The 25,347-nt window shown below is 63.9% G+C and carries 20 protein-coding genes; 13 read left to right on the forward strand and 7 right to left on the reverse strand.

Going from position 1 to position 25,347, the window contains the following annotated elements:
* Nucleotides 1-900 precede the first annotated feature (900 nt).
* Nucleotides 901-1,668 carry a DeoR/GlpR family DNA-binding transcription regulator gene (locus tag JF545_RS13430; protein ID WP_206942842.1) on the reverse strand — a complete coding sequence of 256 codons (768 nt, stop codon included), beginning with the start codon at nt 1,666-1,668 and terminating at the stop codon, nt 901-903.
* A 443-nt stretch (nt 1,669-2,111) separates the two neighbouring features.
* Here JF545_RS13430 and JF545_RS13435 point away from each other — a divergent pair, with 443 nt between their 5' ends.
* The 6 genes from JF545_RS13435 to cdd all read left to right on the forward strand — a co-directional run bounded on the left by JF545_RS13435 (nt 2,112) and on the right by cdd (nt 8,089).
* Nucleotides 2,112-3,377, forward strand: a complete 1,266-nt coding sequence (locus tag JF545_RS13435; protein WP_206942844.1) for a NupC/NupG family nucleoside CNT transporter — start codon at nt 2,112-2,114, stop codon at nt 3,375-3,377.
* Between the two features lie 78 nt (nt 3,378-3,455).
* Entirely contained in the window at nt 3,456-4,244 is a 789-nt protein-coding gene (gene deoC / locus JF545_RS13440) for a deoxyribose-phosphate aldolase (RefSeq protein WP_206942846.1), read from the forward strand.
* Nucleotides 4,244-5,584: a thymidine phosphorylase gene (gene deoA, locus JF545_RS13445; protein WP_206942848.1), complete on the forward strand. Its 1,341-nt coding sequence runs from the start codon at nt 4,244-4,246 to the stop codon at nt 5,582-5,584. The genes deoC and deoA overlap by 1 nt, the downstream gene beginning before the upstream one ends.
* Nucleotides 5,581-6,813, forward strand: a complete 1,233-nt coding sequence (locus JF545_RS13450) for a phosphopentomutase (protein ID WP_206942850.1) — start codon at nt 5,581-5,583, stop codon at nt 6,811-6,813. The genes deoA and JF545_RS13450 overlap by 4 nt, the downstream gene beginning before the upstream one ends.
* A gap of 95 nt (nt 6,814-6,908) precedes the next feature.
* Nucleotides 6,909-7,652 (forward strand): purine-nucleoside phosphorylase, encoded by a 744-nt coding sequence (deoD, locus tag JF545_RS13455; protein WP_206942852.1) that lies wholly within the window; start codon nt 6,909-6,911, stop codon nt 7,650-7,652.
* Entirely contained in the window at nt 7,649-8,089 is a 441-nt protein-coding gene (gene cdd / locus JF545_RS13460) for a cytidine deaminase (RefSeq protein WP_206942854.1), read from the forward strand. Before deoD ends, cdd begins: the two co-directional genes overlap by 4 nt.
* 298 nt (nt 8,090-8,387) lie before the next feature.
* Here cdd and JF545_RS13465 read toward each other — a convergent pair whose 3' ends face one another.
* Together JF545_RS13465 and JF545_RS13470 are read right to left on the reverse strand one after the other, a co-directional pair.
* A complete protein-coding gene (locus JF545_RS13465; RefSeq protein ID WP_206942856.1) occupies nt 8,388-8,663 on the reverse strand; it encodes a glutaredoxin family protein in 276 nt (91 codons plus the stop codon).
* A 367-nt stretch (nt 8,664-9,030) separates the two neighbouring features.
* Complete coding sequence (locus JF545_RS13470) at nt 9,031-11,397, reverse strand: mechanosensitive ion channel domain-containing protein (protein WP_206942858.1); 2,367 nt, start codon at nt 11,395-11,397, stop codon at nt 9,031-9,033.
* Nucleotides 11,398-11,502: 105 nt separating this feature from the next.
* Here JF545_RS13470 and JF545_RS13475 point away from each other — a divergent pair, with 105 nt between their 5' ends.
* Complete coding sequence (locus JF545_RS13475) at nt 11,503-12,492, forward strand: amidoligase family protein (protein ID WP_206942860.1); 990 nt, start codon at nt 11,503-11,505, stop codon at nt 12,490-12,492.
* Nucleotides 12,485-13,228 carry a gamma-glutamyl-gamma-aminobutyrate hydrolase family protein gene (locus JF545_RS13480; RefSeq protein WP_206942862.1) on the forward strand — a complete coding sequence of 248 codons (744 nt, stop codon included), beginning with the start codon at nt 12,485-12,487 and terminating at the stop codon, nt 13,226-13,228. The genes JF545_RS13475 and JF545_RS13480 overlap by 8 nt, the downstream gene beginning before the upstream one ends.
* 163 nt (nt 13,229-13,391) lie before the next feature.
* Here JF545_RS13480 and JF545_RS13485 read toward each other — a convergent pair whose 3' ends face one another.
* Nucleotides 13,392-13,820: an OsmC family protein gene (locus JF545_RS13485; protein ID WP_206942863.1), complete on the reverse strand. Its 429-nt coding sequence runs from the start codon at nt 13,818-13,820 to the stop codon at nt 13,392-13,394.
* Nucleotides 13,821-14,101: 281 nt separating this feature from the next.
* Between JF545_RS13485 and JF545_RS13490 the strand changes: the two genes are divergently transcribed.
* Nucleotides 14,102-14,974 (forward strand): aldo/keto reductase, encoded by an 873-nt coding sequence (locus tag JF545_RS13490; RefSeq protein ID WP_206942865.1) that lies wholly within the window; start codon nt 14,102-14,104, stop codon nt 14,972-14,974.
* A 158-nt stretch (nt 14,975-15,132) separates the two neighbouring features.
* Here JF545_RS13490 and JF545_RS13495 read toward each other — a convergent pair whose 3' ends face one another.
* Both JF545_RS13495 and nfi read right to left on the reverse strand, forming a co-directional pair.
* Nucleotides 15,133-15,693: a DUF1415 domain-containing protein gene (locus JF545_RS13495; RefSeq protein ID WP_206942867.1), complete on the reverse strand. Its 561-nt coding sequence runs from the start codon at nt 15,691-15,693 to the stop codon at nt 15,133-15,135.
* A 34-nt stretch (nt 15,694-15,727) separates the two neighbouring features.
* A complete protein-coding gene (nfi, locus tag JF545_RS13500; protein ID WP_206942869.1) occupies nt 15,728-16,408 on the reverse strand; it encodes a deoxyribonuclease V in 681 nt (226 codons plus the stop codon).
* A 125-nt stretch (nt 16,409-16,533) separates the two neighbouring features.
* Here nfi and JF545_RS13505 point away from each other — a divergent pair, with 125 nt between their 5' ends.
* The 4 genes from JF545_RS13505 to JF545_RS13520 all read left to right on the forward strand — a co-directional run bounded on the left by JF545_RS13505 (nt 16,534) and on the right by JF545_RS13520 (nt 23,150).
* A complete protein-coding gene (locus tag JF545_RS13505; RefSeq protein WP_206942871.1) occupies nt 16,534-17,814 on the forward strand; it encodes an exonuclease SbcCD subunit D C-terminal domain-containing protein in 1,281 nt (426 codons plus the stop codon).
* Nucleotides 17,811-21,113 (forward strand): AAA family ATPase, encoded by a 3,303-nt coding sequence (locus JF545_RS13510; RefSeq protein ID WP_206942874.1) that lies wholly within the window; start codon nt 17,811-17,813, stop codon nt 21,111-21,113. Before JF545_RS13505 ends, JF545_RS13510 begins: the two co-directional genes overlap by 4 nt.
* Nucleotides 21,114-21,231: 118 nt before the next feature.
* A complete protein-coding gene (argE, locus tag JF545_RS13515) occupies nt 21,232-22,404 on the forward strand; it encodes an acetylornithine deacetylase (protein WP_206942876.1) in 1,173 nt (390 codons plus the stop codon).
* Nucleotides 22,401-23,150, forward strand: a complete 750-nt coding sequence (locus JF545_RS13520) for a glutamine amidotransferase (protein ID WP_206942878.1) — start codon at nt 22,401-22,403, stop codon at nt 23,148-23,150. The genes argE and JF545_RS13520 overlap by 4 nt, the downstream gene beginning before the upstream one ends.
* A 232-nt stretch (nt 23,151-23,382) precedes the next feature.
* Here the strand turns inward: JF545_RS13520 and JF545_RS13525 are convergent, their stop codons facing one another.
* Entirely contained in the window at nt 23,383-25,134 is a 1,752-nt protein-coding gene (locus tag JF545_RS13525; protein WP_206942880.1) for a DEAD/DEAH box helicase, read from the reverse strand.
* Nucleotides 25,135-25,347: the final 213 nt, after the last annotated feature.

Consider the following 25,347-nt stretch of genomic DNA (forward strand, 5'->3'; position numbering starts at 1 on the left):
GGCGGCGGAAGACCATAGGTAGCGAGCCCAGGCTCGCAGGACATGCAGGCCCGACGAGGAGAGACATTGCATGCATCTTTCACAAAAGCTGCATGAAATGTGCCGATCCGCAATCGAAACCCGCAGAAACTCGCGCTCCCCACTCATCCGAGTACCACGACACGAGATCGTTACGAGGACAAAAAAGGAGATGGAACGCGACCGGTGCGTATTGTCGACAGCAGAGCCCGACTTGAGAAGCGACGATTTGCCGCAGGGTGTCGCACCTTTCCTTGATGCAGTTCAGGGTCATGTCTCGAGGCCACGGCCTTCGGGCCATAGCTTTGACGAAGATCACAGAGGATGCGACCTCACGTCACAGGCCTCAAGGTGCCCGCGTAGGAAGGCGAGGGAAAACGCGCGCAAGCAGGCGAGAGAGAAGGCGAGTGAGAAGCCGAGAGCCAAGGCCAGCGAGGGCGAGAGAGAAAGGCTGCCACGAAGACCAACGCGCGTGACCGCAAGGTGCCGTGCAAGTGACAGCGGAAAGGCGTTAATGGTTCCACCACGGCGGACAGCTGTCATCAGGGAGGCCATCTGACGGGACCCGCTGTCCGATGCCCTTTGGCCCTGACTCTTACCTCTGCCTTTAACCCTACCTTTCCCCCTACCCTTACCCTCACTCTTGCACTCGCACTCGCACTCGCACTCGCACTCGTAGTCGCACTCGTACTGGGTACTGGGTACTGGGTACTGGGTACTGGGTACTGGGTACTGGGTACTGGGTACTGGGTACTGGGTACTGGGTACTTGCCGAGTGCCACCTGCGGCACACTAAGCCGGCAACTACCAGTCCCAAGACTGGCGGCAGCGGGTGCCGTTGGCTGACAAAGCCGTCGACGCTGCGTGGTGGAGCATGGAGGATCAGCGCGGGCTGTCGACTCGCGCCGCGATCTCCGGGGATGCCGACGCTGCGGCAGCAGCTTCCCCGTGGGTGACGATGATATCGGCATCGGACAACGTCCCGAAGAAAGCCGGGCGCAGAACGCCCCACTTGCTGTCATCGAACACTAGAATGCGCTGGGCCGCCGTCTCGATGGCCGCCTGCTTGGGAATGATTTCATGAAAGTGAAAGCAGCTGAGCCCCCGCTCGAGGTGCACGCCGGCGGCCGACAGAAAGGCGCGATTGATGCCTAGGCTGCGTATCTGGCGGGCCACATCCTCACCATCGAAGGATTGCGAGACGCCCTGATAGAGCCCTCCCAGCAGAATCAGCCTGACGCTGTCGAGGTGGCTGACCGCGTTGGCCACGTTCAAGGCATAGGTGACCACGGTCAGATGGCGGCGTTGCCCCAGCTCGGCCACCATAGGTACCAAGGTGGTGCCACAGTCAATAAACAGGGTATCGCCATCCTGGACGTAGCTGCTGGCACGCTGGCACAGCCGGGTCTTGATATCGACACCGCGATCCCGCTGGGTCTCCAGGTCGTATACGGGAGAGAAGTGCGGATCGTCACGACGCACCAGATGCCCGCCCATCAACATCAAGGGGCTGCCCTTGGAGGAGACGTCTCGACGCAACGTCATTTCCGAAACGCCACACAGCATGGCCGCATCGGCCAAGCGAAGGCTTCCACCGCCAGCCAGCGCCTGCAGCAAGCGCTCCTGCCGTTGCACACTTCGTTGATTCATTACGTTTGCCCCCGCGCGGACCGTCATCGTGCCCTTCTGTTATGGTTTTTCAATAAGCATGCACTGAACTACAGGGTTCAGCCAGCGATCGGCGTTGAAGAAAACGCCACTGCACAAATGTTAATTTTCTCACATTAAATGTTAACATGATCCCATTGACAGCCAGATCGCTGCAGCGGCGCCTGGCCAATCCATCATCATGCATCGCGAACTTCTGGACTCAGGTGCGGCAAGCGGTGACCCAGGTCATTTCTTCGCCGCCATGGCAATGGCATGCCAGGGCCCTTCAGGGTACTCATGACCTGCATCTGTCTCAGCGGCAAACCCACGCCCGTGACGGCCGGTGCGATGATCTACTCTCTATGGAAGGCTCGAGAGTTAGGACAACGACCGCTCCTTTCCATCGCGCTGTCCAAGTCACATTTTCCAAGGCGTAAACACCTATGACATTGCTCATGAGCCTGGTCGGCATGGTCACGCTGATTGCCATCGCCATTGCGTTCTCCCACAACCGTCGTGCCATCCGGCTGAGAACCGTCGGTGGCGCTTTCCTTATCCAGGCAGGCCTCGGTGCCTTCGTGCTGTATGTCCCTGTGGGTCAGAAGGTGCTGAAGACGGTATCCGACGCCGTTAGCCAGGTGGTGTTGTACGCCAATGACGGCATCGCCTTCCTGTTCGGCGGGCTCGCCAACGTGGACAGCGTGGGCTTCGTGTTCGCGGTCAAGGTGCTGCCGGTCATCATCTTCTTCTCGTCATTGACCGCGGTTCTCTACTATCTCGGCATCATGCAGTGGGTCGTCCGGCTACTGGGCGGTGCGCTGCAGAAGCTCTTGGGCACCTCACGCACTGAGTCGCTGTCCGCTACCGCCAATATCTTTGTCGGCCAGACGGAAGCGCCGCTGGTGGTCCGCCCCTTCATTGCCCACATGACAACGTCTCAGCTGTTTGCCGTCATGTGCGGTGGACTGGCCTCGGTCGCGGGCTCCGTGCTCGCCGGCTATGCCGCGCTTGGCATTCCAATGGAATACCTGGTGGCCGCCTCCTTCATGGCCGCCCCAGGCGGCCTGCTGTTTGCCAAGCTGATCATGCCCGAGACAGATCCCAATGCGGACAAGGCGGACAGCGTGTCCGACGTCATCGAAGAAGACGACAAGCCCGCCAACGTGCTTGACGCTGCTGCCGGTGGTGCCTCGTCCGGCTTGCAGCTGGCCGCCAACGTGGGGGCCATGCTGCTGGCCTTCATCGGCTTGATTGCCCTGCTCAACGGCATCCTGGGTGGTGTCGGTGGCTGGTTCGGGATGAGCAGTCTGAGCCTCGAGATGATCCTTGGCTGGCTGTTCTCTCCGCTGGCCTTCCTGCTGGGAATTCCCTGGGAGGAAGCGACGCTGGCAGGCTCCTTCATCGGCCAGAAGCTGGTGGTCAACGAGTTCGTTGCCTTCATCAACCTCGCGCCATACATCGACGGCGAGCAAATGGTCGCTGCCACCGGCGAGGCCATGAGTGCCCACACGGCGGCGGTACTGTCCTTCGCGTTGTGCGGTTTCGCCAACCTGTCCTCCATCGCCATTCTGCTAGGGGGCCTGGGCAGCATCGCGCCCAGTCGGCGGCACGATATCGCCCGCCTGGGCCTGAAGGCCGTCCTCGCCGGCACCCTCTCCAACCTGATGTCGGCCTGCATCGCCGGCTTCTTCATGACGTTGGGCGCCTGACGCCTGACGGATCCTCTCCCTTCATTCATGCCCCGACCGCCGCGATGGCGGTCCTGGTGGCTTCAGGAGCACGTTTTCATGTCCACCCCGACCTTCAATCCCCATCTTGTTGCCCGTCAAGCCCTTTCCCTGATGGACCTGACCAGCCTGAATGATGACGATACCGATGCCGTCGTCGAAGCCCTGTGCCAGCGTGCCAAGACGCCACTGGGCAATGTGGCAGCGGTCTGCGTCTACCCCCAGTTCGTGGTGCCGGCACGCCGCGCCCTGACTGCCCACAACCTCAGCGGGCAGGTCAAGATTGCTACCGTGACCAACTTTCCTCATGGCGGTGACGACATCATGGCGGCTGCACGCGCCACACGCGAAGCCGTCGCCTCAGGCGCTGACGAAGTGGACGTGGTCTTTCCCTACCGCGCGCTGTTGGCCGGCGACGACGCGATCGGCCAGGAACTGGTGGAAATGTGCAAGGCGGCCGCCAGTGACCGCACCCTCAAGGTCATCCTCGAGACCGGTGAACTGAAGGACCCGGCCCTGATTCGCCGAGCCAGCGAGCAGGCCATCGCCGGCGGAGCCGACTTCCTCAAGACATCGACGGGCAAGGTCACCGTGAACGCTACGCCTGAAGCTGCCAAGGTCATGCTTGAAGCGATCCGTAGCGCCGACCGCCCGGTAGGCTTCAAGGCCGCTGGCGGTGTACGCACCGTAGAAGACGCCGCCGTCTACCTGGACCTCGCCGCGGACATCATGGGCCCGGGTTGGGCGACCCCGCAGACCTTCCGCTTCGGCGCATCAGGCCTGCTCGACAACCTGATGATGACCGCCGGGGTTGGCGTCGATGACGGAGGCCAGGCTGGGGGCTACTGATGCTGCTACAAGACATCATCGCGGCCAAGCGAGATGGACAGACTCTGTCGCGGGAGGCGATCCGGCACTTCGTGATGGCGATCGCTGACGACAGCGCCGGCAACGAGCAGATTGGCGCCTTCGCCATGGCGACCTACCTCAACGGCATGTCACTGGACGAAACCGTTGCCCTCACCGAAGCGACCCGTGACTCGGGGAGTCGTCTCGATTACCGCAGCCTGGACCTTCCGGGCCCGGTACTCGACAAGCACTCCACTGGCGGCGTCGGGGATCCCGTGTCGCTGATTCTCGGGCCCTGGCTGGCCGCCTGTGGCGCCCACGTGCCGATGATCTCCGGCCGAGGTCTGGGCCACACCGGCGGCACCCTGGACAAGCTGGAGGCCATTGGCGGCTATAACGTCACGCCTGAGCGAGCGACCTTCGAGCGCCTGCTGAAGGACGTTGGCGTCGTCATTGTCGGCCAGAGCGGAGACCTGGCGCCCGCCGACAAGCGCCTGTATGCCGTGCGCGACGTGACCGCCACCGTCTCTTCGCTGCCGCTGATCGTCGCCTCGATCCTCGGCAAGAAGCTCGCCGAGAACCTTGACGGCCTGGTCATGGACGTCAAGATCGGCAACGGGGCCTTTCTGGAGAGCGATGCACACACCCGGCAACTCGCCAGTACCATCACGGACGTCGCTCGCCAGGCAGGGACGCCGACCACCGCGCTGCTGACCGACATGAATCAGACCCTCGCCGAGAGCGCAGGCAACGCCATCGAAGTGCACGAATGCCTGGCGATCCTGCGTGGCGAACGTCGCGACTCGCGCCTGCTTCAGCTGACGCGCAGGCTGGCGGTAGAAACCCTGTTGGTGGGCGGCATCGCCAAGGACCGGGAAACCGCCGCGGCACGCTTGGATGCCTGTCTGGCCAACGGCCAGGTGGCTGAGCGCTTCGAGCGCATGGTGGCGGGCCTTGGCGGCCCATCAGACCTGCTCTCGCAGGCGCCAGCGCATCTTGTTGGTGCCCCCGTGGTGCGTGACGTCTTTGCCCAGCAACCGGGCGTGGTCAGCGCCCAGGACGTCAAGGCGATTGGCATGGCCGTCGTTGCGCTGGGGGGTGGCCGTCGCCGAGCAGGCGATGCCATCGACCACCGCGTCGGTATTGACCAGATCGCCGGCATCGGCCAGGCCGTCGATGATCAACGCCCGGTGGCCAGAATCCACGCCGCCAGTGATGATGATGCACAGCGGGTGGCCGCGCAGCTGCGTGACGCCTTTACCGTCGCCGACCAGGCCCCCGCGTTGCCACTGGTCCATGACACCTTGCCCGACCCTTCCCTGGCAGGAGACCTCCGATGACACGCGCTATCGTGCTGGTAATGGATTCCTTCGGTATCGGTGCGGCGCCCGACGCCGATCGTTTTGGCGATGCAGGCGCCGATACCCTGGGCCACATCGCCAGGGCTTGCGCCAGAGGCGAGGCCGACGACAGGGGGCGCACCGGCCCGCTCGTGCTTCCCCACCTGGCTCGCCTGGGGCTGTTCCATGCGCATCAGGAAGCCACCAGCGAGGTTGCCGAGGGGATCACGCTGGGAGACGTCGATGGTGCCTACGCCCACGCCGCAGAGGTCTCCTCCGGCAAGGACACTCCCTCCGGCCACTGGGAAATTGCGGGAGTACCGGTGCGCTTCGACTGGGGTTACTTTCCTGACCATAGCAACAGCTTTCCCGAGGACTTGCTTGACGCCTTGATCAGCGAGGCCGGCCTTCCCGGTGTGCTCGGCAACTGTCACGCGTCAGGCACCGAGATCATTGCCCGGCTGGGGGAGCAACACTGCGAGAGCGGCAAACCCATCGTTTACACCTCCGCCGACAGCGTGTTTCAGATTGCCGCCCACGAGCATCACTTTGGCCTGGAGCGCTTGCTTGAGCTGTGTGAAACGGCGAGGCGTCTACTCGAGCCGTACAACATCGGCCGGGTGATCGCGCGGCCTTTCGTCGGCCAGGATGCAGCCAGTTTCCAGCGCACCGGCAATCGCCGCGACTACAGCGTCGAGCCCCCCTCTCCCACCGTGTTGTCAAAGCTTCACGACAGCGGCGGGGAGGTCGTCGCCATCGGCAAGATCGCCGACATCTACGCCCACTGTGGCATCAGCCGTCTGGTCAAGGCCTCGGGACATGACGCCTTGATGGCCGCCACCCTGGCGGCCATGGATGAGCCCACCAGCGCCGACGATCGACGGCTGATCATGACCAACTTTGTCGACTTCGACATGGTCTATGGCCACCGCCGCGATGTATCCGGCTATGCTGCTGCCCTGGAAGCCTTCGACCGTCAGTTGCCGGAGCTGCTCTCCCGATTGACGGAGGATGACCTGCTGGTGATCACTGCCGACCATGGCTGCGACCCGAGCTGGCATGGCACGGATCACACTCGCGAGTACATCCCGGTGCTGAGCCGCGGCGCGGGCCTGAGGTCGGGTTCGCTGGGGCGTCGTCACAGCTTTGCCGACATTGGTCAAAGCCTGGCCGACCATTTTGGTCTGGCTCCCATGGACGACGGTGACAGCTTTTTGCCAAACCGCTAGCGCCGCGGTCCAACTGACCAGCGCCGCCAGCTCGACTCCGCCCCAGCGGGCGCCATCCCGCTGGCGACGTCGCTTCGACAGTACAAGGAATCCTGATGGCTACTCCCCATATCAAGGCCGAACCCGGTGATTTCGCCGACACCGTATTGATGCCTGGCGATCCGCTGCGCGCACGCTACATCGCCGAGACCTATCTGGAAGACATCCGCCTGGTCAACGATGTGCGCAACATGTACGGCTACACCGGACGCTACCAGGGCCGCGACATCTCTGTCATGGGCCACGGCATGGGCATCCCGTCGGTATCGATCTATGCCAAGGAGCTGATCACCGAGTTCGGTGCCAAACGCCTGATCAGGGTCGGCTCCTGCGGAGCCGTTCGCGATGACGTCAAGGTCAGGGACCTGATCATTGGCCTGGGCGGCAGTACCGACTCCGGCGTCAACCGCTCGCGCTTTCGCGGGCTGGACTTTGCCGCCATTGCGGACTTCGAGCTGACTCGCGCTGCGGTCGACACGGCCGCACGTCACGGGGTGCCAGTGAAGGTCGGTAACATCTTTTCAGCGGATCTGTTCTACCACCCCGATCCGGCGCTGATCGACTGCCTGCGTAACTTCGGCATCGTCGGTGTCGAGATGGAGGCCGCCGGTCTTTACGGCGTCGCCGCCGAATTCGGCGCCCGAGCCATGACGATCTGCACCGTTTCCGATCACATCGTCAATGGTGACAGCCTGTCCAGCGACGAGCGGGCCACCAGCTTCGATGACATGATGCGCATTGCCCTGGACGCCGTGCTCGAGGACGATCGCCGCCACGCCCCTCAGGAGACACACTCATGACGGATCACGCCCCTGAAGCCGCCGTCCCCGCCGACATAGTCGCGGCACTTATCGAGGTGCGGGGACGCGCCTACGTCCCGTATTCCGACCATCCGGTGGGTGCCCTGCTGATCACTCAAGCCGGCAATCGCTATGTCGGCGCCAACGTCGAAGTGGCCCACTACAAGGGACTCTGCGCCGAAGCATCCGCTATTGCCGCCATGATCTCCGCAGGCGAAACGCGACTGCAGGAGGTCTATGTCATTGGACCTGGGTCACACCTGTGCACGCCCTGCGGCGACTGCCGCCAGCGGCTGCGGGAATTTGCCTCTCCCCAGACTGTCATCCGCGTGGTGGATGCCGATGGTCAGCTGCTCAAGCGCTATACCATGGATGAGCTGCTGCCCGACTCCTTCGGCCCGGAAAATCTCGGCAAGGGCTCCGCTTACGGGAGCTGACAACCGCCGCCATTGGGCTCTGCATCAGCCACTCGAACGGATATCCAGACCAAAAAAAGGGCCACTCCAGGTGGCCCCAATCACTAGCTTGCTGAAAGTCACGTCAGGCTTGATGCAGTAGCTTCACCTCTCTTGCACTTCACGTCTCTTGAACTTCACCTGTCTTGAGCTTCATCTCTCCTGCAATGCAGTTTTCTGCCCAATCCGGTAACACCATCGTAGTTTCCAGGGGCGCACTGGGCGGTCGACCTGCACGCCACCCACGCTACGCCTGAGCCACACCTACACCACACCTAAACTACGCCACCTTCTCCTTGCCGAAGCGCTTTTTCAGATACGCCACGATGTCCATGGACTCGTAAAGCCAGGTTTCGCTGCCATCATCACCGGTGATCAGCAGGCACGGCACCTGAACCTTGCCGCCGCCTTCCTTCAGCGCCTTGCGATGGGTGGGATCCGCCCCCGCATCCCGGATATCAACCTGGACGCCAAGCTTGTCGAGTTCACGCCGTACAAAGGCGCAAAACGGGCAATGGGCAAAGTGGTAGAGCGCGAGATCCTTGGCAATCGTCATGTCTTATCCCTCTGGTGGTGCGCTAGGCACACTGTTATCACCGGACGACCTCCCCGTGTGGCGACGTATCGTCAACCGGTCAGGAAGCCATCAGTATCAAGTGGTGCAGGCGACGCCGCGTCCCTGTTGCTGGACCTTGCCGCCGCCCGACTTGTTACCTTAGTGTCACCGACTGACGCATCCTGACAGCCACTTTATGCCCCTGGATGGGGATGCACGCCACGGCACACTGGGAGACCCCGCGAGTCGTCGGCGCAGGCATTCATGCAGTGCTTCCCAAGAAGTGAGCACAGCCATGTCGAGTGCAACACACCAAAAAGGGGCGAGGGCTATTGCCCTTCGCCCCCCTTGTCGTCTAGCCCAGGTCTTACGCGGGGTCCGGCGACGCCCCCGTGGCACTGGTCTGATGCTGCGGATCGGCCACTCCGGCTTGGCCCGGACGACGACCGCTGGCATCACTCTGGGTGCCTGAGGTAGCGCCTTGATAGTCCGCCTCGCCCTCTCGGGTAGAACCATCCAGACGACCGCCCCCGCGACCTTCCATGCTGACGCTGATGCGTGGCGCACCAAGCTCGATGCCTACCTGCTCCATGCGACGCTTCAGCAGCATGTTGAAAGCACGCGCCACATCCCACTGCATCTCCGGGGAGGTCCGAAAACGCATCCGCAGGATCGCACAGCCATCCTCAAAGCGGTCGATACCCTGCATTTCCAGAGGTGACCAGATGTGGTGACGCATGATCGGATCCTGACGCAGGTCCCGCGCCGTTTCCTGCATCATGGTAGTGGCATCGTCGATCTTCATGTCGAAGGGAATGCGGATCTTCATCAACGCCACGCCAAACTGGCGTGACATGTTATGGATCGACTCGATCTTCGAGAAGGTGAGGATATGAACAATACCGTCTAGATCGCGCAGACGAACGGTGCGCAGGGTCAGCCCCTCCACCGTGCCCATATGACCATTGATGCGAACAAAGTCGTCTACCGCCAGGGAGTCCTCCACCAGAATGAAGATGCCGGTAATCAGATCCTGGACCAGGGTCTGGGCACCAAAACCCAGCGCCAGGCCGATGACCCCGGCACCCGCCAGCAACGGTGTGACGTTGACCCCCAGGTTGGCCAGTCCAACGATGGAGGCAATCACCACGATCGTCGCGAAGACGACATTGCGAATCATCGGCGTAATGGTCTGAGCCCTCGCCTGGTTGACCCGACGTCCTCGCGACCGTGCCGATGACATCAGCGACCGCTGAATCGCAGTATCGGCGAATATCCACGCCAGCCAGGCCAGCAATACGGTGAAGGCAATCGCCAGGATGGCCTGACCGATGCGCACGCTGGCCACCCCCTCGCGACCGATGCCCACCAGGGAGCCGCCCCAGACCTGCAGCGACAGCTCGGCAAACACCAGCCAGGCCAACACGTGTCCCAGGGTATAGGCAAAACGTTCCAGCCGGCGCCGGTACTCACTGTGGTGGCGGTGGCGTCCGCGGGAGTGGTCGTGTCGTTCGTTCTGCCGTCGCAGCAGCGCCGTCACCACCAGCGTCAGTACCAGCAAGGCGGCGTTGATGATCGATCGCGCCAGCGCCGTTCCCACGTCTCCCACGGTCACGAAAATCGCTACCAGCGACGCGCCGACAAGCAGCAAGGCCGGGATATGCCACAGTCGACCGATGACCCGCGTCACCTCGGTGTGGCTGTTGCAGTCCTTGCGAATGCTGTAACTGCGGTTGCGAATAAGGTGCTTGATCGGGCGCTTGAAACGCACGATGAAGCGGAAGGTCAATGCGGTGGCCAGAATGTTGGCCAGCACCGAGGCCAACGATGCCAGATCGAAGCCCAGCAACTCCACCAGGCGTTCAGACTTGAAGGCATCACCAAGGGCGATCAGGGCGCCAATCACAAACAGCGGACGCAGCGCGTGCTGCTGCAGCAGGCGCACCGCAGGATAGCGATGGCCGCTGGTAAACACCGACACCACAATTTCTACCACCACCGATAGAATGCGCCCACACAGGGCCGCATAGGCCACCACCGATACGCCCGTGGCTGCCGCACTTTCCGGGACGAGCTGCAGCACCCCCAGAATCGACAGGAACCCCAGCGCCCAGGGCAACATGCGTCGCAGAAAGTGCGCTGCCAGCAGCCACGCCTTGGGGTCTCGAGGGAGGTCCATGGGCCACCCGCGACGACGACCGACCAACCGACCCAACGCCACCAGGATGATGACGATGCCCCCCCAGGTGGCCATCAACACACTGAACTCGACCGCAAAGCGCGCCAGGTCACTGTGCTCGGTGCCGCTGACCAGGCCGTCGATATCCTGCCAGCCCTCGAAGAACTTGGCGCGCCACTGGACCATGGGCGACCTGGCGCTTTCGGCCTCTTCCCCCAGCTCATTGAAGGTATCGGCCAGCGCTCCCAACAGCCCCTGCGAGTTGCCCTGCGCCTCTACCTCTGCCTGACCTGCCTGCCGCAAGGAGCGCAGGCTGTCGACCAGCTGCTGGCGGCTCTGATCGCTCTCCAGCGTCTGGATCAAGGTATCGAGAGAGCGCTGCAGCTCCTCGGGAGAGGCTTCCTGGGCGGCACCACCATTACCGCTATTGCCGGCCAAGGCCGTCAGTCCGACACCTTGCGCCGACGCCTGAATAGGCACAAAACAGAGTAATAGAAGCGCGAGGAAGCTAACCCCTTGAAACACGTACCACCTCTTTTGCCTGAACCGAACCATTCGTGCTCCTCGCCACGTACGAATCGATGCCTTCGCGGATGAACCTTGACCGCCTGTGGTAGTCTGCGAAGAAATGCACCGTTGATGCCTCAATAGGATGCCGACATGAAAGCCCAAGCGCCACCCGAGCCCACCACCTCGGACGGAGCAACCCGCAAGGTGGGGGTCGAAATCGAATTCGCTGGCCTGGACGCCATGGCCACGACGAAGCTGGTCCAGTCGCTGTTCGAAGGACGCATCGACGTCCAGAGTGCACATCGCATGAAGGTCTGCGACACCCGCTGGGGCGACTTCAAGATCGAGCTTGATTCACACTACGTGCATCCTGACGCCGCCCAGGAGTCCGCCCAGCAGGATGACTGGGAGCGCATGCGCCGTGATATCGATCGCCGGTCGCGGGAGCTGCTGGGCGATATGGTGACCGGTGTGGTGCCGACGGAAATCGTCTGCCCCCCGGTGCCATGGGACGAGCTGGACACCCTCGACGCCCTGTTCGACGCCCTGCGTCAACATGGCGCAAAGGGCACCGAGGCCAGCTTGCTCTACGGCTTCGGACTGCACCTCAACCCTGAACTGCCGAGTCTCGAGGCGGCAGATATCCTGCGCTATCTGCGTGCCTATCTGCTCTCGGCCAACTGGCTCAGGGAACAGATTCGGGTCGACATCACCCGCGAGGTGTTGCCCCACGCCAATCCCTTTCACAAGCGCTACTGCCTCAAACTGTTCGACCCGGACTACGCTCCCGACATCGACACCTTGATCGATGACTACCTGGCCGACAACCCGACCCGCAATCGTGATCTGGACATGCTGCCGCTGTTTGCGCACCTGCGGCCAGAACACCCCCACGAGCTGTTTCGCAAGGAGCTCGTCCAGCCGCGCCCGACCTTTCACTACCGCCTGCCCAACGCACAACTCTCCGAGCCAGACTGGGGAGCCGTCACCGAGTGGAATCGCTGGCTGGAAGTCGAGCGTCTCGCCTGCGCACCGGACACCTTGAGTGAGCGTATGGCGGAGTACCGGGCCCGTCACCTCGACCGCTCGTTATGGCAAAAGGTAAAGAACACGCTGACAGGAGATGCCAAGGATGGCTGAGCGTCCACTGATCGGCATATCCACCTCCGACCACAAGAGCCTGCTGGCCTGGTGGTTCGACTGGTTCGCGGTCTGGCGGCATGGCGGCCGGCCACTGCGACTGTCTCCGTCACGGCCCAGGCCAGAGCATCTGGATGGGCTGATCGTGGGCGGTGGTGATGACATCCAGGCACATCTCTACGGAGGAGAGATGCAGCTCGACGTGCGCGTCGATCCCCAGCGAGACGAGCTCGAACTGGAACTGCTGGCCCGGGAAATTCCGCGGAACACGCCAGTACTGGGCATCTGCCGTGGCTCCCAGTTGATCAACGTTCACCTCGGCGGGACCCTGGACAGCGATATCTACACCACCCACGAAGGGTTGAAGCGCCGTCGCACCGTGCTGCCGCGCAAGACCGTGGACATCGTCGAGGGCAGTCGCCTGCACCAATTGCTGAGGGTCAGCTGGTGCCGCATCAACAGCCTTCATCACCAGGCCGTCGAGCAGGCAGGGCGCGGCATCGACATCGTCGCCAGGGACCGGGATGGCCTGGTCCAGGGAATCGAATCGCGGGACCATGACTTCCTGCTCGGGGTGCAATGGCACCCGGAGTTTCTGGTGTTCAACCGCCCCCAGCAGCGGCTGATCAAGGCCTTGGTGAAAGCCTCATGCAAGCCTCATTGCGAACGTCGCCCGCCCGCCAAGGCCAGTCGGAATGCCGGTCAACGCGCGGCAGCGGCCGAACATCCGCTGTAGTCACTCATGGCGTCTGGCCATGGCCTGCGTCATGAACGTCACACCAGAGGCAACGCCAGTGCACAAAAAAGCCTGCCAGCGGCAGGCTTTTACTGATGCGGCAAGCTCTATCCAGCTAGCCGGCAGGGAGCGCCATCGCCCAGACGATGACGCTCCCTGACGATCACACCAGTTTGGCATCGAGGCTGATCTCGGCGTTCAGCAGCTTCGAGATCGGGCAGCCCGCCTTGGCTTTCTCGGCGGCCTCATTGAACACGCTTTCCTCGGCACCAGGAATGCTGGCACGCACGGTCAGATGCACCTTGGTCACTGCAAAACCGCCGTCCACTTCTTCCAGGGTGACGTCAGCACTGGTGTCAATGCTGTCAGCTTCCAGGCTGGACCCCTCCAGAATCATCGACAGGGCCATGGAGTAGCAGCTGGCATGGGCGGCACCGATCAATTCCTCTGGATTGGTACCGGCCTGACCTTCAAAACGCTGCTTGAAGTCATAAGGCACGTCGTTGAGCGCATCGCTGTTGGTCGATACTACGCCCTTGCCTTGCTTGAGATTGCCTTTCCACTGCGCTGATGCGGTATTGGTAATGCTCATATCGACTCCTTTCCATTGACAGACTGAGACTTCGATCGAGTTCGACGATCACCTCTGCGCCTTTCCCTGTGGCGCACGCTGAACACCCCTTGGCAACAATGTGAACCAGCGGCGGCGTCAGCGGGCAGTCTTCGTGGCACGCCACCAAGACTGATGTCACCACAGTGCATCTTCCATCAAGCAGTGTCCAGCCTTGTGCCCCCTGTTGCGTTGGCGACGGCGGACTCGGCTACGATAGTCCTGTTGAGTGTCCACGAAAGCCACAAGGAGTCCGCTTTCTCATGAGTCTCGCTACCGTTTCCCTCGGCCCCCATGATGCCGACACCCTCACCGCGATTGGCCAAGGAAGCTGGTTCATGGGTGAAGGGCGCGCACCGCGATCACGTGAAATCGCCGCCCTGCAGCGAGGGCTCGAACGCGGTCTGAGACTGATAGACACCGCCGAGATGTATGCCGACGGCGAGGCCGAAAGCGTCGTGGGCGAGGCCCTGGCAGGGCGGCGCGACCAGGCCTATGTGGTGTCCAAGGTGTATCCCTGGAATGCCAGCAGCAGCGGCGCCATCGCTGCCTGCGAAGCAAGCCTCAAGCGCTTGAACACAGACTACCTGGACCTGTACCTACTGCACTGGCCCGGCAACGTTCCACTGGAAGAGACCCTGGAGGCCTTCGAGCGCCTGACAAACGCCGGCAAGATCCGCCACTTTGGCGTCTCGAACTTTGATGTGGAGGACATGCAGGCGCTGTCGAGCGTCCCCGGTAGCAGCCATTGCGCGGTCAATCAGGTGCTCTACCACCTGGCTTCCCGCGGCGTCGAGGTGGCCTTGCGGCCATGGCAGCGACAGCATCGCATCCCGATGATGGCCTACTGTCCACTGGCGCAAGCCGGTGGCGTCGGGCCAGATCCACTGCGGGACCCTGAGCTCCAGGCCCTGGCGGCAGAGCATCAACTGAGTCCCGCTCAGTTGATGCTGGCCTGGGCCATTCGCCCCATCGACGGCAGTCGCGACGTCATCGCCATTCCCAAGGCCGCCTCTCCCGACCACGTCGATGACAATGCGAAGGCACTGGAGGTAACGCTGGATGAGGCTACGCTTGCGCGCCTGGACGAGCTGTATCCGGCGCCGAGCACACACGTACCCCTGGATATCGTCTAGGAAAGCACTGCATAAATGGCTGCGCTCGACATTTCGGCTTGCTGGCGGTACTCAAGATCCTCATTTACCCACACGTAAACTCCGGTCTCTCCGTTCCGGCAGTAGCCGACCTGCCATCGCTCGCTACATTTACTCAGCACTTTCCTAATGTATATGGCTCAGCAGAAGCGCTGGCGCAGCTCCTCGAGCTGCCACGCCAGCGCCGCGCTGCCGATCTCCCTGAGCTTTTCGATATTGCGCTCAGGAATCGCCTCGGGGTCGGGATAGTGGGCCAGCGCCCGCTCCAGCCCCTCTTCTCGCAGCAGGTGCCACACGGGCCACGGCGAGCGATTGGTGAAGTTGGCCGGGTCATCGTCCTCGACCCCGTCAAACACGTAGTCCGGGTGAAAGCTCGCCAGCTGGAAGACCCCTTCGTAGCCCTGATCGACCAGCAGCGCCTCGGCCATGGCCAGGGCGTCCAGGTAGTCATCGAAGTCGGCAAGCCCGTGGCTGAACACCAGCAGGCTGGTCTCCACCTCTGGCGCCACCTCCAGCTGGTGGCAGGCGTCCATCAGGGCCATCAGCGCCGGCTCGAGGGCGCGCCCGTCCACCTCGACATAGCGAATGGTGTCCCGCGCGAGCTCGCGACCGGCGAACGGGCAGACGTTCAGTCGGACCACGAATTCCTCGACCCAGGTCGCGGTAGCGGCAAGGCTTGGTGACAGAGCAGTGTCGGACATGGGCGGTTCTCGCAGGTTCAGTAGCAAGGCCGGTTCAGCGCCTTGACGCTAGCCTGTCGGCTAGCCGGGTCGGCTCAGGAAGCTTGTAGCGGCCAAGGCAGGCCACCGCCCAGGCAGCGGCGGTATCTACCGTCAGCCGATGCCCAGGGGATACGAACACCGGCTTGACGCCGGCGCGAGAGCGTAGCACGACACCGATGCGCTCGTCCCCGTCAAGCAGGTCACAGGACCCACCTCGAGCCTCGGGCACATCACCATGACGTCCTGTCAGGCGCTTCTTCGCCACCCCCAGTGTCGGCAGGTCCAGCCACAGACCGAGGTGAGCGGCAACGCCCAAGCGCCTCGGATGGGCGATACCGTGTCCATCCACCATCACCAGGTCGACACGATGCTGTACCTTGTCGAAGGCCGCCAGCGCTGCCGGAATCTCGCGGAAGGACAACAGCCCCGGAATGTAAGGCATGCGCGTCGGCTCCCTGGCGACGACTTGCTCGACCACCTCAAGCGATGGCCAGGCCAGCACGACCACCGCGGCGCGGGTCGTCGTTTGCCCCTCTTCGAAGCCAATGTCGACGCCGGCAATATGCTCGACGTCAGCGATCCGGTCCTCACGCTCGAGCCGCTGGGCCAACGAACGTTGCAGCGCGATGGCTTCCCTCGGTGCCAGTGCCCAGTCGTGCAGCGCCGGGCGGGGCGCGCAATGCAGCTTGGTCATAGCGCCTCCTTGTCGATGACCATGGGTGGCTGATGTCGCCATCTGCTCGCGGTAGACTATGCCTCCGCCACGGGCAACGACAAGCCGCGGGACTGGTCGGCCCAACGATCCATCAGGGAGGACGGATGCGCATCATCCACACTGCGGACTGGCATCTAGGCCAGAGCTTCCACGGCCAGGAGCGCCATGAAGAACACAAGGCGTTCCTCGACTGGCTGATTCAGGTCGCCGAGGATCACGCTGCCGATGCCCTACTGGTGGCCGGCGATGTCTTCGATGTCGTCAACCCCTCATTGCGTGCCCAGGAGATGCTGTACGACTTCATCGTCGAACTTCATCAGCGTTGCCCAGCGCTCACCCTGGTGCTGATCGCCGGCAATCATGACAGCGGTAGCCGTATCGAGCTGCCAGCGCCGTTGATGCGCCACCTGCGGACCTACGCGCTGGGACGGGTCGAGTTCATCGACGACGGCCACATTGATAGCGAGCGCTTGCTGGTGCCGTTGACCGATGCCCGTGGTGAGGTGGGCGCCTGGTGCCTCGCCCTGCCCTTCCTCAGGCCGGCGGAAATCACCGGTCGCCGACGCACCAGCGACCACCACAGCGATCGCCACGATGACTACGTCAGCAGCGTCGAGCGGGTTCACCGAGAGCTGATCGAGGCGGCCCGCCACAAGCGCACCGACGGTCAGGCGCTGATCGCCATGAGTCACGCCCACCTGCGCGGCGCCGCCGTCTCGGAGGCCAGCGAGAGGCCTATCGTGATCGGCGGAGAGGAGTCCTTGTCTGCATCGCTGTTTCCCGATGATATCGACTACGTTGCTCTCGGCCATCTTCACCGCGCCCAGCGTGTGGGCGAGGAGCGCATACGCTACAGCGGCAGCCCGCTGCCACTGGACTTCAGTGAGGTCGACTACCCCCACCAGGTGCTCTTGCTGAGCCTGGACAACGGCACGCTTGCCAAGGTCGAGCCCCTGGCCGTGCCACGCGCCGTGACCATGCGACGGCTTGGACCGGCGCCCCTGGATGAGCTGTTGCAGGCCATCGACGATCTGCCCGAGCGCCAAGGGTCCGGTCCCACCGAGCGCTGGGACTGGCTGGAGATCAATGTGCGTCTCGAGGCGCCAATGCCGGAGCTACGCTCGCGCGTCGAGCAGGCACTGGCGACCAAGGCCGTGCGCCTGCTGCGTCTCAAGCGCGAGCTGCCCAGCAGCGCCGAGCAAGCCCCCCAACGCGGCGAGCGACTGGAGGACATCGGGCCGCGGGAGCTGTTCACGCGCACCTGGCGCGAGGCCTGGGGAGAAGAGCCGGAGCAGGACGTCCTGGCGGACTTCGACGGACTATGTCAGCAGGTTCAGGATGACGATGCGTCCGAAAGCGCCAGCCGCCAAGGAGCATCAACGTGAAGATTCTTGCCCTGCGACTCGCCCAGCTGGCCTCACTGCCGGGCCCGCTAGAGCTGGATTTCAGCCAGCCCCCGCTGGCCGAGGCCGGCCTGTTCGCCATCACCGGCCCGACCGGCTCCGGCAAGAGCACCCTGCTGGATGCACTGTGCCTGGCCTTGTTCGGCAATACGCCACGCCTGCGCGGTGCGCCGAGCCGAGACTCCCACCTGGATGACCAGGACGGCTCACGCATTCTGACCTCGGACCCTCGCAGCCTGCTGCGCCGCGGTGCCGCCAGCGGCTACGCCGAAGTCGATTTCATTGGCCGCGACGGTCGCCGCTACCGGGCTCGCTGGGCCGTCCGCCGCGCCCGGGACAAGGCCACCGGCAAGCTCCAGGCCGTCGAGCAGTCGCTGCAGGACCTGGAGGACGAGCGTCTTTTGACCGCCCAGAAGCGCGAGTTTGCAGAGTTGCTGCCAGACCGGCTCGGGCTGAACTTTGATCAGTTCACTCGTGCGGTGCTGCTGGCCCAGAGCGAGTTTGCGGCCTTCCTCAAGGCCGATGACAACGCCCGCTCGGACCTGCTGGAAAAGCTGACCGACACCGCTGAATACTCGCTGATCTCGATGGCGGCCTACCAGCGTGCCAAGGAAGCGCGGGACGCCGTGGCGCGGCAGCAAGCGCTGCTGGATGAGGACACTCCCAGCGACAGCGATCAGCGCCAGGCCATGGAGGCCGAGTTGAGCTCGGCCGAAGCCGCGCTCGCCGAGCAGCTGCAGGCACTGCGCCAGCTCGAGCAGGAAGCCAGCTGGTTGACCGAAGACGTCCAGTATCGAGAACGCCACGCTGAAGCCCGCCAGGCTCTGGACCAGGCAGAGCAGTCCTGGGCTGAGCTGGATGCACAGCGCCGCGAGCTTGAGTGGCTCGAGCGTCTGGCCCCGCAGCGCAGCCAGTTCCAGCGTCAACACCAGCTGGCTCGGCAGCTGCCCGATGCCCGCCACACCCTCGAACAGCTCGAGCACAGCCTGGCGACCACCCTCGACGATCAGCAGCAGCACGAACAACAGCAGGCGGCCGCCAAGTCTTCGCTGTCCACTGCCGAACGGGAGCGCGACGCAGCGCGTCCTCGCATCCAGCAGGCGCACCAGATTGCCAGCGAACTTCACGGCCACCAGCGAGAGCATGAGGCCCTCGAGCAGGAGCTGAGGCGTCGTCGTCAACAGCACGCCGAGCTTCGTCAGCAACGTGAGGCAGCCGACAGCGCGCTGCAGCAGCAGCGCCAGCAACGGGACAGCGCCACCGAAACCCTGGCGCACTACCTGGGCCCCGACCAACGGGTGGCCGACGCCAGAACCGAGGCCCAGCAGAGCCTTGAGGATGCGGGGCAACGCCTGCTGGATCTCGGAGAGCTGCGCCAACGCTGGCAAAGGGCCAAGCAACTCGATGATCAGCAGCGCCAAGTGACTGCCGAACATGAGCAGGCCAGACGACAGCGCGACCAATTGCTGGAAGAGGGCAAGGCCGCACGGCAAGACCTGGATGCCGCCACCCAGGCTCACGAGTCGCTCAGCCGCAGCATCGAAAGGCTGCGTGCCGTACGCAGCGACAGAGTGGATGCACTGCGCGCCACCCTGGCGCCGGATCATCCCTGCCCGGTCTGTGGCAGTCTTCAACATCCATGGCGTGACTCCCCCCCGGCCAGTGCCGAGGGCGCCCAGCTCGAAGCCACCATCGCCGAAGAGAATCGCCAGCTGGCGGCATCGGAAGTGCAGCTGAGCGACTGTCGCCAGCGACGCGATACGCTGCTCGGAAGCTACCGGACCCTCGACGAGCGGGTGTCACAACTGGAGACCCAACTGGCGGAGCTGGCCCCGCATGGCGACCAGGCATCGACCCAGCTTGAGGCCCACCCGCTGTTCGACGCGAGCCTGCACGCACTGCAGCACTCCGCCAAGGACGTGGAGGACTGGCTGACGCAGCAAACCCAGCGCCAGCAGCAGCGTCATCAAGCAGCCAAGACACGTCTTGCGGCTGTTGAACAGGCCGAGCGCACGCTGGCCCCCCTGGCGGAGACCATCGCCAGAACAGAAACCGACCTCAGGACAGTGGCAGCGCGGATGGCCGACGTTGCCGAAGAGATCCAGCGACTCGATGAACGTCGCCCAACACTCAGTCAGGCGGTTGAGCGCCATCAGGCGGAGCTGTCGACCCTATTGGGCGATGACACCAGCGTCGACGCCTGGCAGCAACGCCTCGAGGCACACGTCCAGCGAAGCCGCGAACACTACGAGCAGGCTCGCCAGGCGGTGGAGGAGCGGCAACGCAAGGTCATCAGCCTCAATCAGCAGCTCACCCATCAGCGCCACACCCTTCGCCAGCTCGAGGATGACAAGGCGGCACTGGATCAGCACCTCGCCAGCTGGCGTAGCCAGCAGCCGGAGCTGAACGACGAGCGGCTGGCGCAACTCCTCGAGCGCAGCGACGCCGACATCGAAGGGCTGCGCCGCCGGATCGACAGCGCGCGCGATGCGCTGCAGACCGCCCGCACCAGCCTTGAGGAGCGACGCCGAGCTTGGCGCGGCTGGCGCCAGCGTCATCTGCCTGACCAGGATCCGGACACCCTGCTCGACACCGACACCGAGCACCGCCTGGCGCAACGCCGCGAGGATCTGGCGTCCCGTCAACACGAATGCCAGCCGCGAGTCGCCAACGCCCAGCAGACCCGGGACGCCGCCCTGCACCGCCTGCATGACGATGATCGCCGCCGCCAGCGTCAGCGCGATGGACTGGAAGCGCTCGAGGCCGCCCGCACCGAACTCCACCGCTGGGGCCGGATCAGCGAGCTGATCGGCGCCGCCGACGGCAAGACCTTTCGCCGCATCGCCCAGGCCTGGAACCTGGAGCGTCTGATCGACGAGGCCAACGCACACCTGGCCGGCCTCAGCCGTCGCTACCGACTGGTGCGAGGAGGCAGCCCGCTGGGGCTGCTGGTCATCGATCGCGACGTGGCGGACGAGCGACGCTCGGTGCACTCGCTGTCCGGTGGGGAAACCTTCCTGGTCTCGCTGGCCATGGCTCTTGGGCTGGCTTCCCTGGCCTCGGGGGAGCTTGCCATCGAGTCACTGTTCATCGATGAAGGCTTCGGCAGCCTCGACCCGCAGTCCCTGGCCCTGGCCATGGACGCCCTCGACGGGCTGCAGGCTCAGGGCCGTCGAGTGGGTGTCATCTCCCACGTCCAGGAGATGCATGAACGCATTCCCGTGCAGATCCAGGTGATGCCTGGCGGCAATGGGGAAAGTCGCGTTGTGCTCACCGACTAGCTCCCTATGCTGCCGGGAGCCGAGACATCCACCACGACAGGAAGGCGTCCGCATGCTGGGGCCAGCACACCGCCCATGATACATTGGCGCCTTCACCACACCCGCCCCTGGAGCCCCCATGACCGCTTACGACCTGCTCAAGACCCTGGTCGGCTTTGCCACCGTGTCTCGACAGTCCAACCTCGAACTGATCACCTTCGTCGAGCAATGGCTCGACCAGCACGGGGTGGAGCACTGGCGGGTCTCAAGCGACGACGGCTCCCGCGCCAACCTGCTGGCACGCATCGGTCCAGCCGTCCCTGGCGGGGTCGTGCTGTCGGGCCATACCGACGTGGTGCCGGTCACCGGCCAGCCCTGGTCTACCGACCCCTTCACCCTGACCGCGGGTGAAGGCGCCAACAGCGAGCGCCTGTATGGTCGCGGCACCTGCGACATGAAGGCCTTCATTGCCTGCGCATTGGCCGAAGTACCGCGCTGGAGCCAGCTCGAACTTGAGGTGCCGATCTGGCTGGCCCTGTCCTACGACGAAGAAGTCGGCTGCGTTGGCGCCCCGCGCATGATCGAAAGACTGATGGCCGAACACCCCCGCCCCGCTGCGGTCGTGGTGGGTGAGCCGACGCTGATGTCACCGGTGGTGGCACACAAGGGAGCCACCAACTTCCGCACGACCGTGATCGGACGCGAGGCTCACTCCAGCCAGGTGTATCAAGGCGTTTCGGCCATTCACGTGGCCGCTCGTCTGGTCACGCGCATCGAAGACGTGATGGCAGAGCTGAAGGAAGAAGGACGTGTGGATGAAGCGTTCAGCGTGATCCACTCCAGCCTGCACGTCGGCAAGATTGAGGGTGGTACCGCCATCAACATCATGGCCCGCCGCTGCACCTTCGAGTGGGAAATACGCCACCTGCCCACCGACGACGCGGAGGAACTGCTGGCCCGTGTCGAGGCCACCGCCCGCACCCTGGAGAGCGCCATGCAGGCACGCGCTCCCGAGGCGTCCATCACCACCGAGCGCCTCAATACGACCGTGCCTGCCCTGGCCGACCGCGACAATCGCGAGGCCCTGACCCTATGCCGCGAACTGCTGGGCGACAGCCCTGACGGCGCCGCCGTGGCCTACGCCACCGAGGCCGGTCAATTTCAGCTGGCCGGACTGCCCACCGTCATTTGCGGCCCCGGCAGCATCAGCCAGGCCCATCAGCCGGACGAGTACATTGAACGCTCCCAGCTGGAGGCTGGCAGCGACTTCATGAGCGCTCTCGGCGAACGCCTGAGGAAGCGCCAGCCATGAGCCAGACATCGCGCTCAGGGCCGGCTCGTCTTGCCATCTTCAAGACCGGGGACAGCTTTAGTGACGTGGTCCAGCACCACGGTGATTTCGAGGACCTGTTCATCGCTCGCCTGCAAGGCTTTCGCCAACAGGGCGGCATCATCGAGGTCATCGACGTGCGCCACGCCTCGCTGCCGGCGGTCTCTGACCAGGACGGTGTTATCGTGACCGGGTCCCACGCCATGGTCTCCGACCAGGCACCTTGGAGCGAGGCGCTCAAACCCTGGCTACGTCGTGCTTGGCAGGCGAACCTGCCGCTGTTCGGGGTCTGCTACGGCCATCAGCTGATGGCAGATGCCTTTGGCGGCGTGGCCGGCTATCACCCGTCTGGTCGTGAATGCGGCACCCGGCTGCTGACGCTGACCGACGAGGGACGCAAGGATCCGCTGTTCGCCAGCCTGCCCGAGCGTTTCAACGCCCAGCTGACCCATGCTCAGAGCGCCCTGACGCGGCCGCCGCAGTCCATGATACTGGCCGCCAACGACCACGACCCCTATCAAGCCCTGCGTCATGGTCCGCGCCAGTACAGCGTGCAATTTCACCCGGAGTTCACCCCCGCCGTGACCGCCGCTTACCTGGCCCACCAACGAGAGGTGCTCGCCGACCAGGGGGAAGATCCTGACGCCTTGCACCAGGGGCTGCGCGATACACCAGAGGCCAGCAGCCTGCTGGACGCCTTTGCGCTGAAGATGGTGATCAGCGACTAGCCGCCGATGTGACCCCCAGCCGTCGCCCCGTGGGCCCTGCCAGGGTCGCGAGCCGAATGCACTGCGACAACATCGTCTGCGAACGCAAGAAGGCCGGTGGATATCCACCGGCCTTCTTGCGTTGTCGACATGACTTCTGTCTAGATCGCGTCAGATGGCTGTCGCTGCGGCATCAGCCGAGCACTGACGTTGCGACCGCTACCTGCGGCCACCTGGCGGTGGCCGCAGGTGCTCAGGCGCGGGACTGACGGCGTACCGGCGCATCGTCATCGCGACGACGACGCGGGGCGCGGTCACCGCTGCGCTCTCCAGTACGGTCTCCATTACGGTCTCCACCACGATCACCACCGCGATCTTCACTGATTTCCAGCGGGCGACCGGCGACGCGAGCACGCGCCATCTTGGCCAGGATGCTGGCCGGCAGGCCGTTGGGCAGCTCAACCGTGGAGAAGCCGTTGCGAATATCGATGCGACCGATGCGGGCACCTTCGATACCGCCTTCGTTGGCCAGGGCTCCGACCAGCTGACCCGGCTTGACGCCGTCCTTGTGACCGACGGACACGCGGTAGCGGGTCATGCCTTCGCTGGGTCCGCGGCTCTCGCGGCGACGCGGCGGCTTGCCATCGCGTGGGGCGCGATCATTGCGCTCCTTGCGCGGAGCCTGCAGGCGACCGATCGGTGCCTCATCAGCACGGGCCAGAGCCGAGAAGGCACAAGCCAGATCGATCGGGTCATAGCCTTCCTCGACCAGACGCTCGACCAGCGCACGCTGCTCTTCGGCACCCTTGGTGACGGCGGCAATCACGCGCTGGTGGAAGACGTTGTCACGATGGGCGCGGATAGCGGCCTCGTCGGGCAGCTCCATGGCCAGCATCTTCTGGCCGGTGGCCTGCTCCAGCCAGCCCACCTTGCGGCCTTCACGGAAGCCGGCAAAGGTGATGGCGACACCGTCACGACCCGCACGGCCAGTACGACCGATACGGTGCGTGTAGGCTTCGGCATCCTGGGGCAGATCGTAGTTGATGACGTGGGTGATACGCGGCACGTCGAGACCACGCGCGGCCACGTCGGTGGCGATCAGCACGTCGACCTTGGCACGCTTGAGGCGCGTGATGGTGCGCTCGCGCAGGCTCTGATCGAGGTCGCCGGACAGGCTGGCCACGTTGACGCCACGGGCAGACAGCTGCTCCATCAGAGTGGTACAGGCGGCACGGGTACGCACAAACACAATAGCGGCGTCGACCGGCTCGACCTCGAGGATACGCGACAGTGCTTCCAGCTTGGCGCCGCCATCGACACGCACCAGGCGCTGCTCGATGCTTTCCGCGGTGGTGGTACGCGCTTCGATGGTGACCTTGACCGGATCCACCAGGTAGCGGTTGACGATGCGCTCGATCTCGTTGGGCAGGGTCGCCGAGAAGAACACGCGCTGGGCATCTTCAGGGGTGTCGGCAACGACACGCTTGACGTCGTCGATGAAGCCCATGCGCAGCATTTCGTCGGCTTCGTCCAGCACCAGGGCGCTGAGACCAGACAGCTTGAGGCTGCCACGGTCCAGGTGGTCAATCACACGGCCAGGCGTGCCGACGACGACCTGAGCACCACGGCGCAATGCGCTGAGCTGCTCGCGATATTCCTGACCGCCACACAGCGTTGCCACTTCCAGTCCCTTCAGGTTCTGGCCGTACTTGCTGAACGACACCGCTACCTGCTGGGCCAGCTCGCGGGTTGGCGCCAGTACCAGTACCTGAGGCTCACGACGATCCATCTCGAGGCGCGAGAGCAAGGGAAGAGCGAAGGCAGCGGTCTTGCCGGTGCCGGTCTGGGCCTGGCCCAGCATGTCGCGGCCTTCCAGCAGGGCTGGAATGGTCTGCGCCTGAATGGGCGAGGGAGTCTCATAGCCCAGGGTCTCGATGGCGGAGAGAACGGCAGGCAGCAGGGCCAGATCACCGAAAGACGGTGAAGCGACAGTCGTCGAGGTCATGAATCACACCTTGGTAGGCCGGGGTTACCGGCAAAAAAACGTGGTTGGCGTCCCTGACACGCCCAATTTCGGGGCGAACAGAACGACGTCGCTCTACGCAACGCAGAGCAAGGTCAACATGTCAGTTGTCAGCATTCGGAGTCTGGGACGCCGGTCGCACCTGGCATCGGCTCAAGCAACGGACACGTCGTCCGTTCAAGAACCATCGTGGCG

The organism is Halomonas litopenaei (assembly GCF_017303055.1).
GTDB classification, from domain to species: domain Bacteria; phylum Pseudomonadota; class Gammaproteobacteria; order Pseudomonadales; family Halomonadaceae; genus Halomonas; species Halomonas litopenaei_A.

What these genes read in the sequence shown, in the direction of transcription:
- JF545_RS13435 (WP_206942844.1), top strand. Translation starts at nt 2,112, where the DNA reads ATGACATTGCTCATGAGCCTGGTCGGCATGGTCACGCTGATTGCCATC.
- argE (WP_206942876.1), top strand. Translation starts at nt 21,232, where the DNA reads ATGACCGCTTACGACCTGCTCAAGACCCTGGTCGGCTTTGCCACCGTG.
- JF545_RS13475 (WP_206942860.1), top strand. Translation starts at nt 11,503, where the DNA reads ATGAAAGCCCAAGCGCCACCCGAGCCCACCACCTCGGACGGAGCAACC.
- deoD (WP_206942852.1), top strand. Translation starts at nt 6,909, where the DNA reads ATGGCTACTCCCCATATCAAGGCCGAACCCGGTGATTTCGCCGACACC.
- JF545_RS13450 (WP_206942850.1), top strand. Translation starts at nt 5,581, where the DNA reads ATGACACGCGCTATCGTGCTGGTAATGGATTCCTTCGGTATCGGTGCG.
- cdd (WP_206942854.1), top strand. Translation starts at nt 7,649, where the DNA reads ATGACGGATCACGCCCCTGAAGCCGCCGTCCCCGCCGACATAGTCGCG.
- deoA (WP_206942848.1), top strand. Translation starts at nt 4,244, where the DNA reads ATGCTGCTACAAGACATCATCGCGGCCAAGCGAGATGGACAGACTCTG.
- deoC (WP_206942846.1), top strand. Translation starts at nt 3,456, where the DNA reads ATGTCCACCCCGACCTTCAATCCCCATCTTGTTGCCCGTCAAGCCCTT.
- JF545_RS13520 (WP_206942878.1), top strand. Translation starts at nt 22,401, where the DNA reads ATGAGCCAGACATCGCGCTCAGGGCCGGCTCGTCTTGCCATCTTCAAG.
- JF545_RS13465 (WP_206942856.1), bottom strand. Translation starts at nt 8,663, where the DNA reads ATGACGATTGCCAAGGATCTCGCGCTCTACCACTTTGCCCATTGCCCG.
- JF545_RS13525 (WP_206942880.1), bottom strand. Translation starts at nt 25,134, where the DNA reads ATGACCTCGACGACTGTCGCTTCACCGTCTTTCGGTGATCTGGCCCTG.
- nfi (WP_206942869.1), bottom strand. Translation starts at nt 16,408, where the DNA reads ATGACCAAGCTGCATTGCGCGCCCCGCCCGGCGCTGCACGACTGGGCA.
- JF545_RS13470 (WP_206942858.1), bottom strand. Translation starts at nt 11,397, where the DNA reads ATGGTTCGGTTCAGGCAAAAGAGGTGGTACGTGTTTCAAGGGGTTAGC.
- JF545_RS13485 (WP_206942863.1), bottom strand. Translation starts at nt 13,820, where the DNA reads ATGAGCATTACCAATACCGCATCAGCGCAGTGGAAAGGCAATCTCAAG.
- JF545_RS13490 (WP_206942865.1), top strand. Translation starts at nt 14,102, where the DNA reads ATGAGTCTCGCTACCGTTTCCCTCGGCCCCCATGATGCCGACACCCTC.
- JF545_RS13495 (WP_206942867.1), bottom strand. Translation starts at nt 15,693, where the DNA reads ATGTCCGACACTGCTCTGTCACCAAGCCTTGCCGCTACCGCGACCTGG.
- JF545_RS13430 (WP_206942842.1), bottom strand. Translation starts at nt 1,668, where the DNA reads ATGAATCAACGAAGTGTGCAACGGCAGGAGCGCTTGCTGCAGGCGCTG.
- JF545_RS13480 (WP_206942862.1), top strand. Translation starts at nt 12,485, where the DNA reads ATGGCTGAGCGTCCACTGATCGGCATATCCACCTCCGACCACAAGAGC.
- JF545_RS13505 (WP_206942871.1), top strand. Translation starts at nt 16,534, where the DNA reads ATGCGCATCATCCACACTGCGGACTGGCATCTAGGCCAGAGCTTCCAC.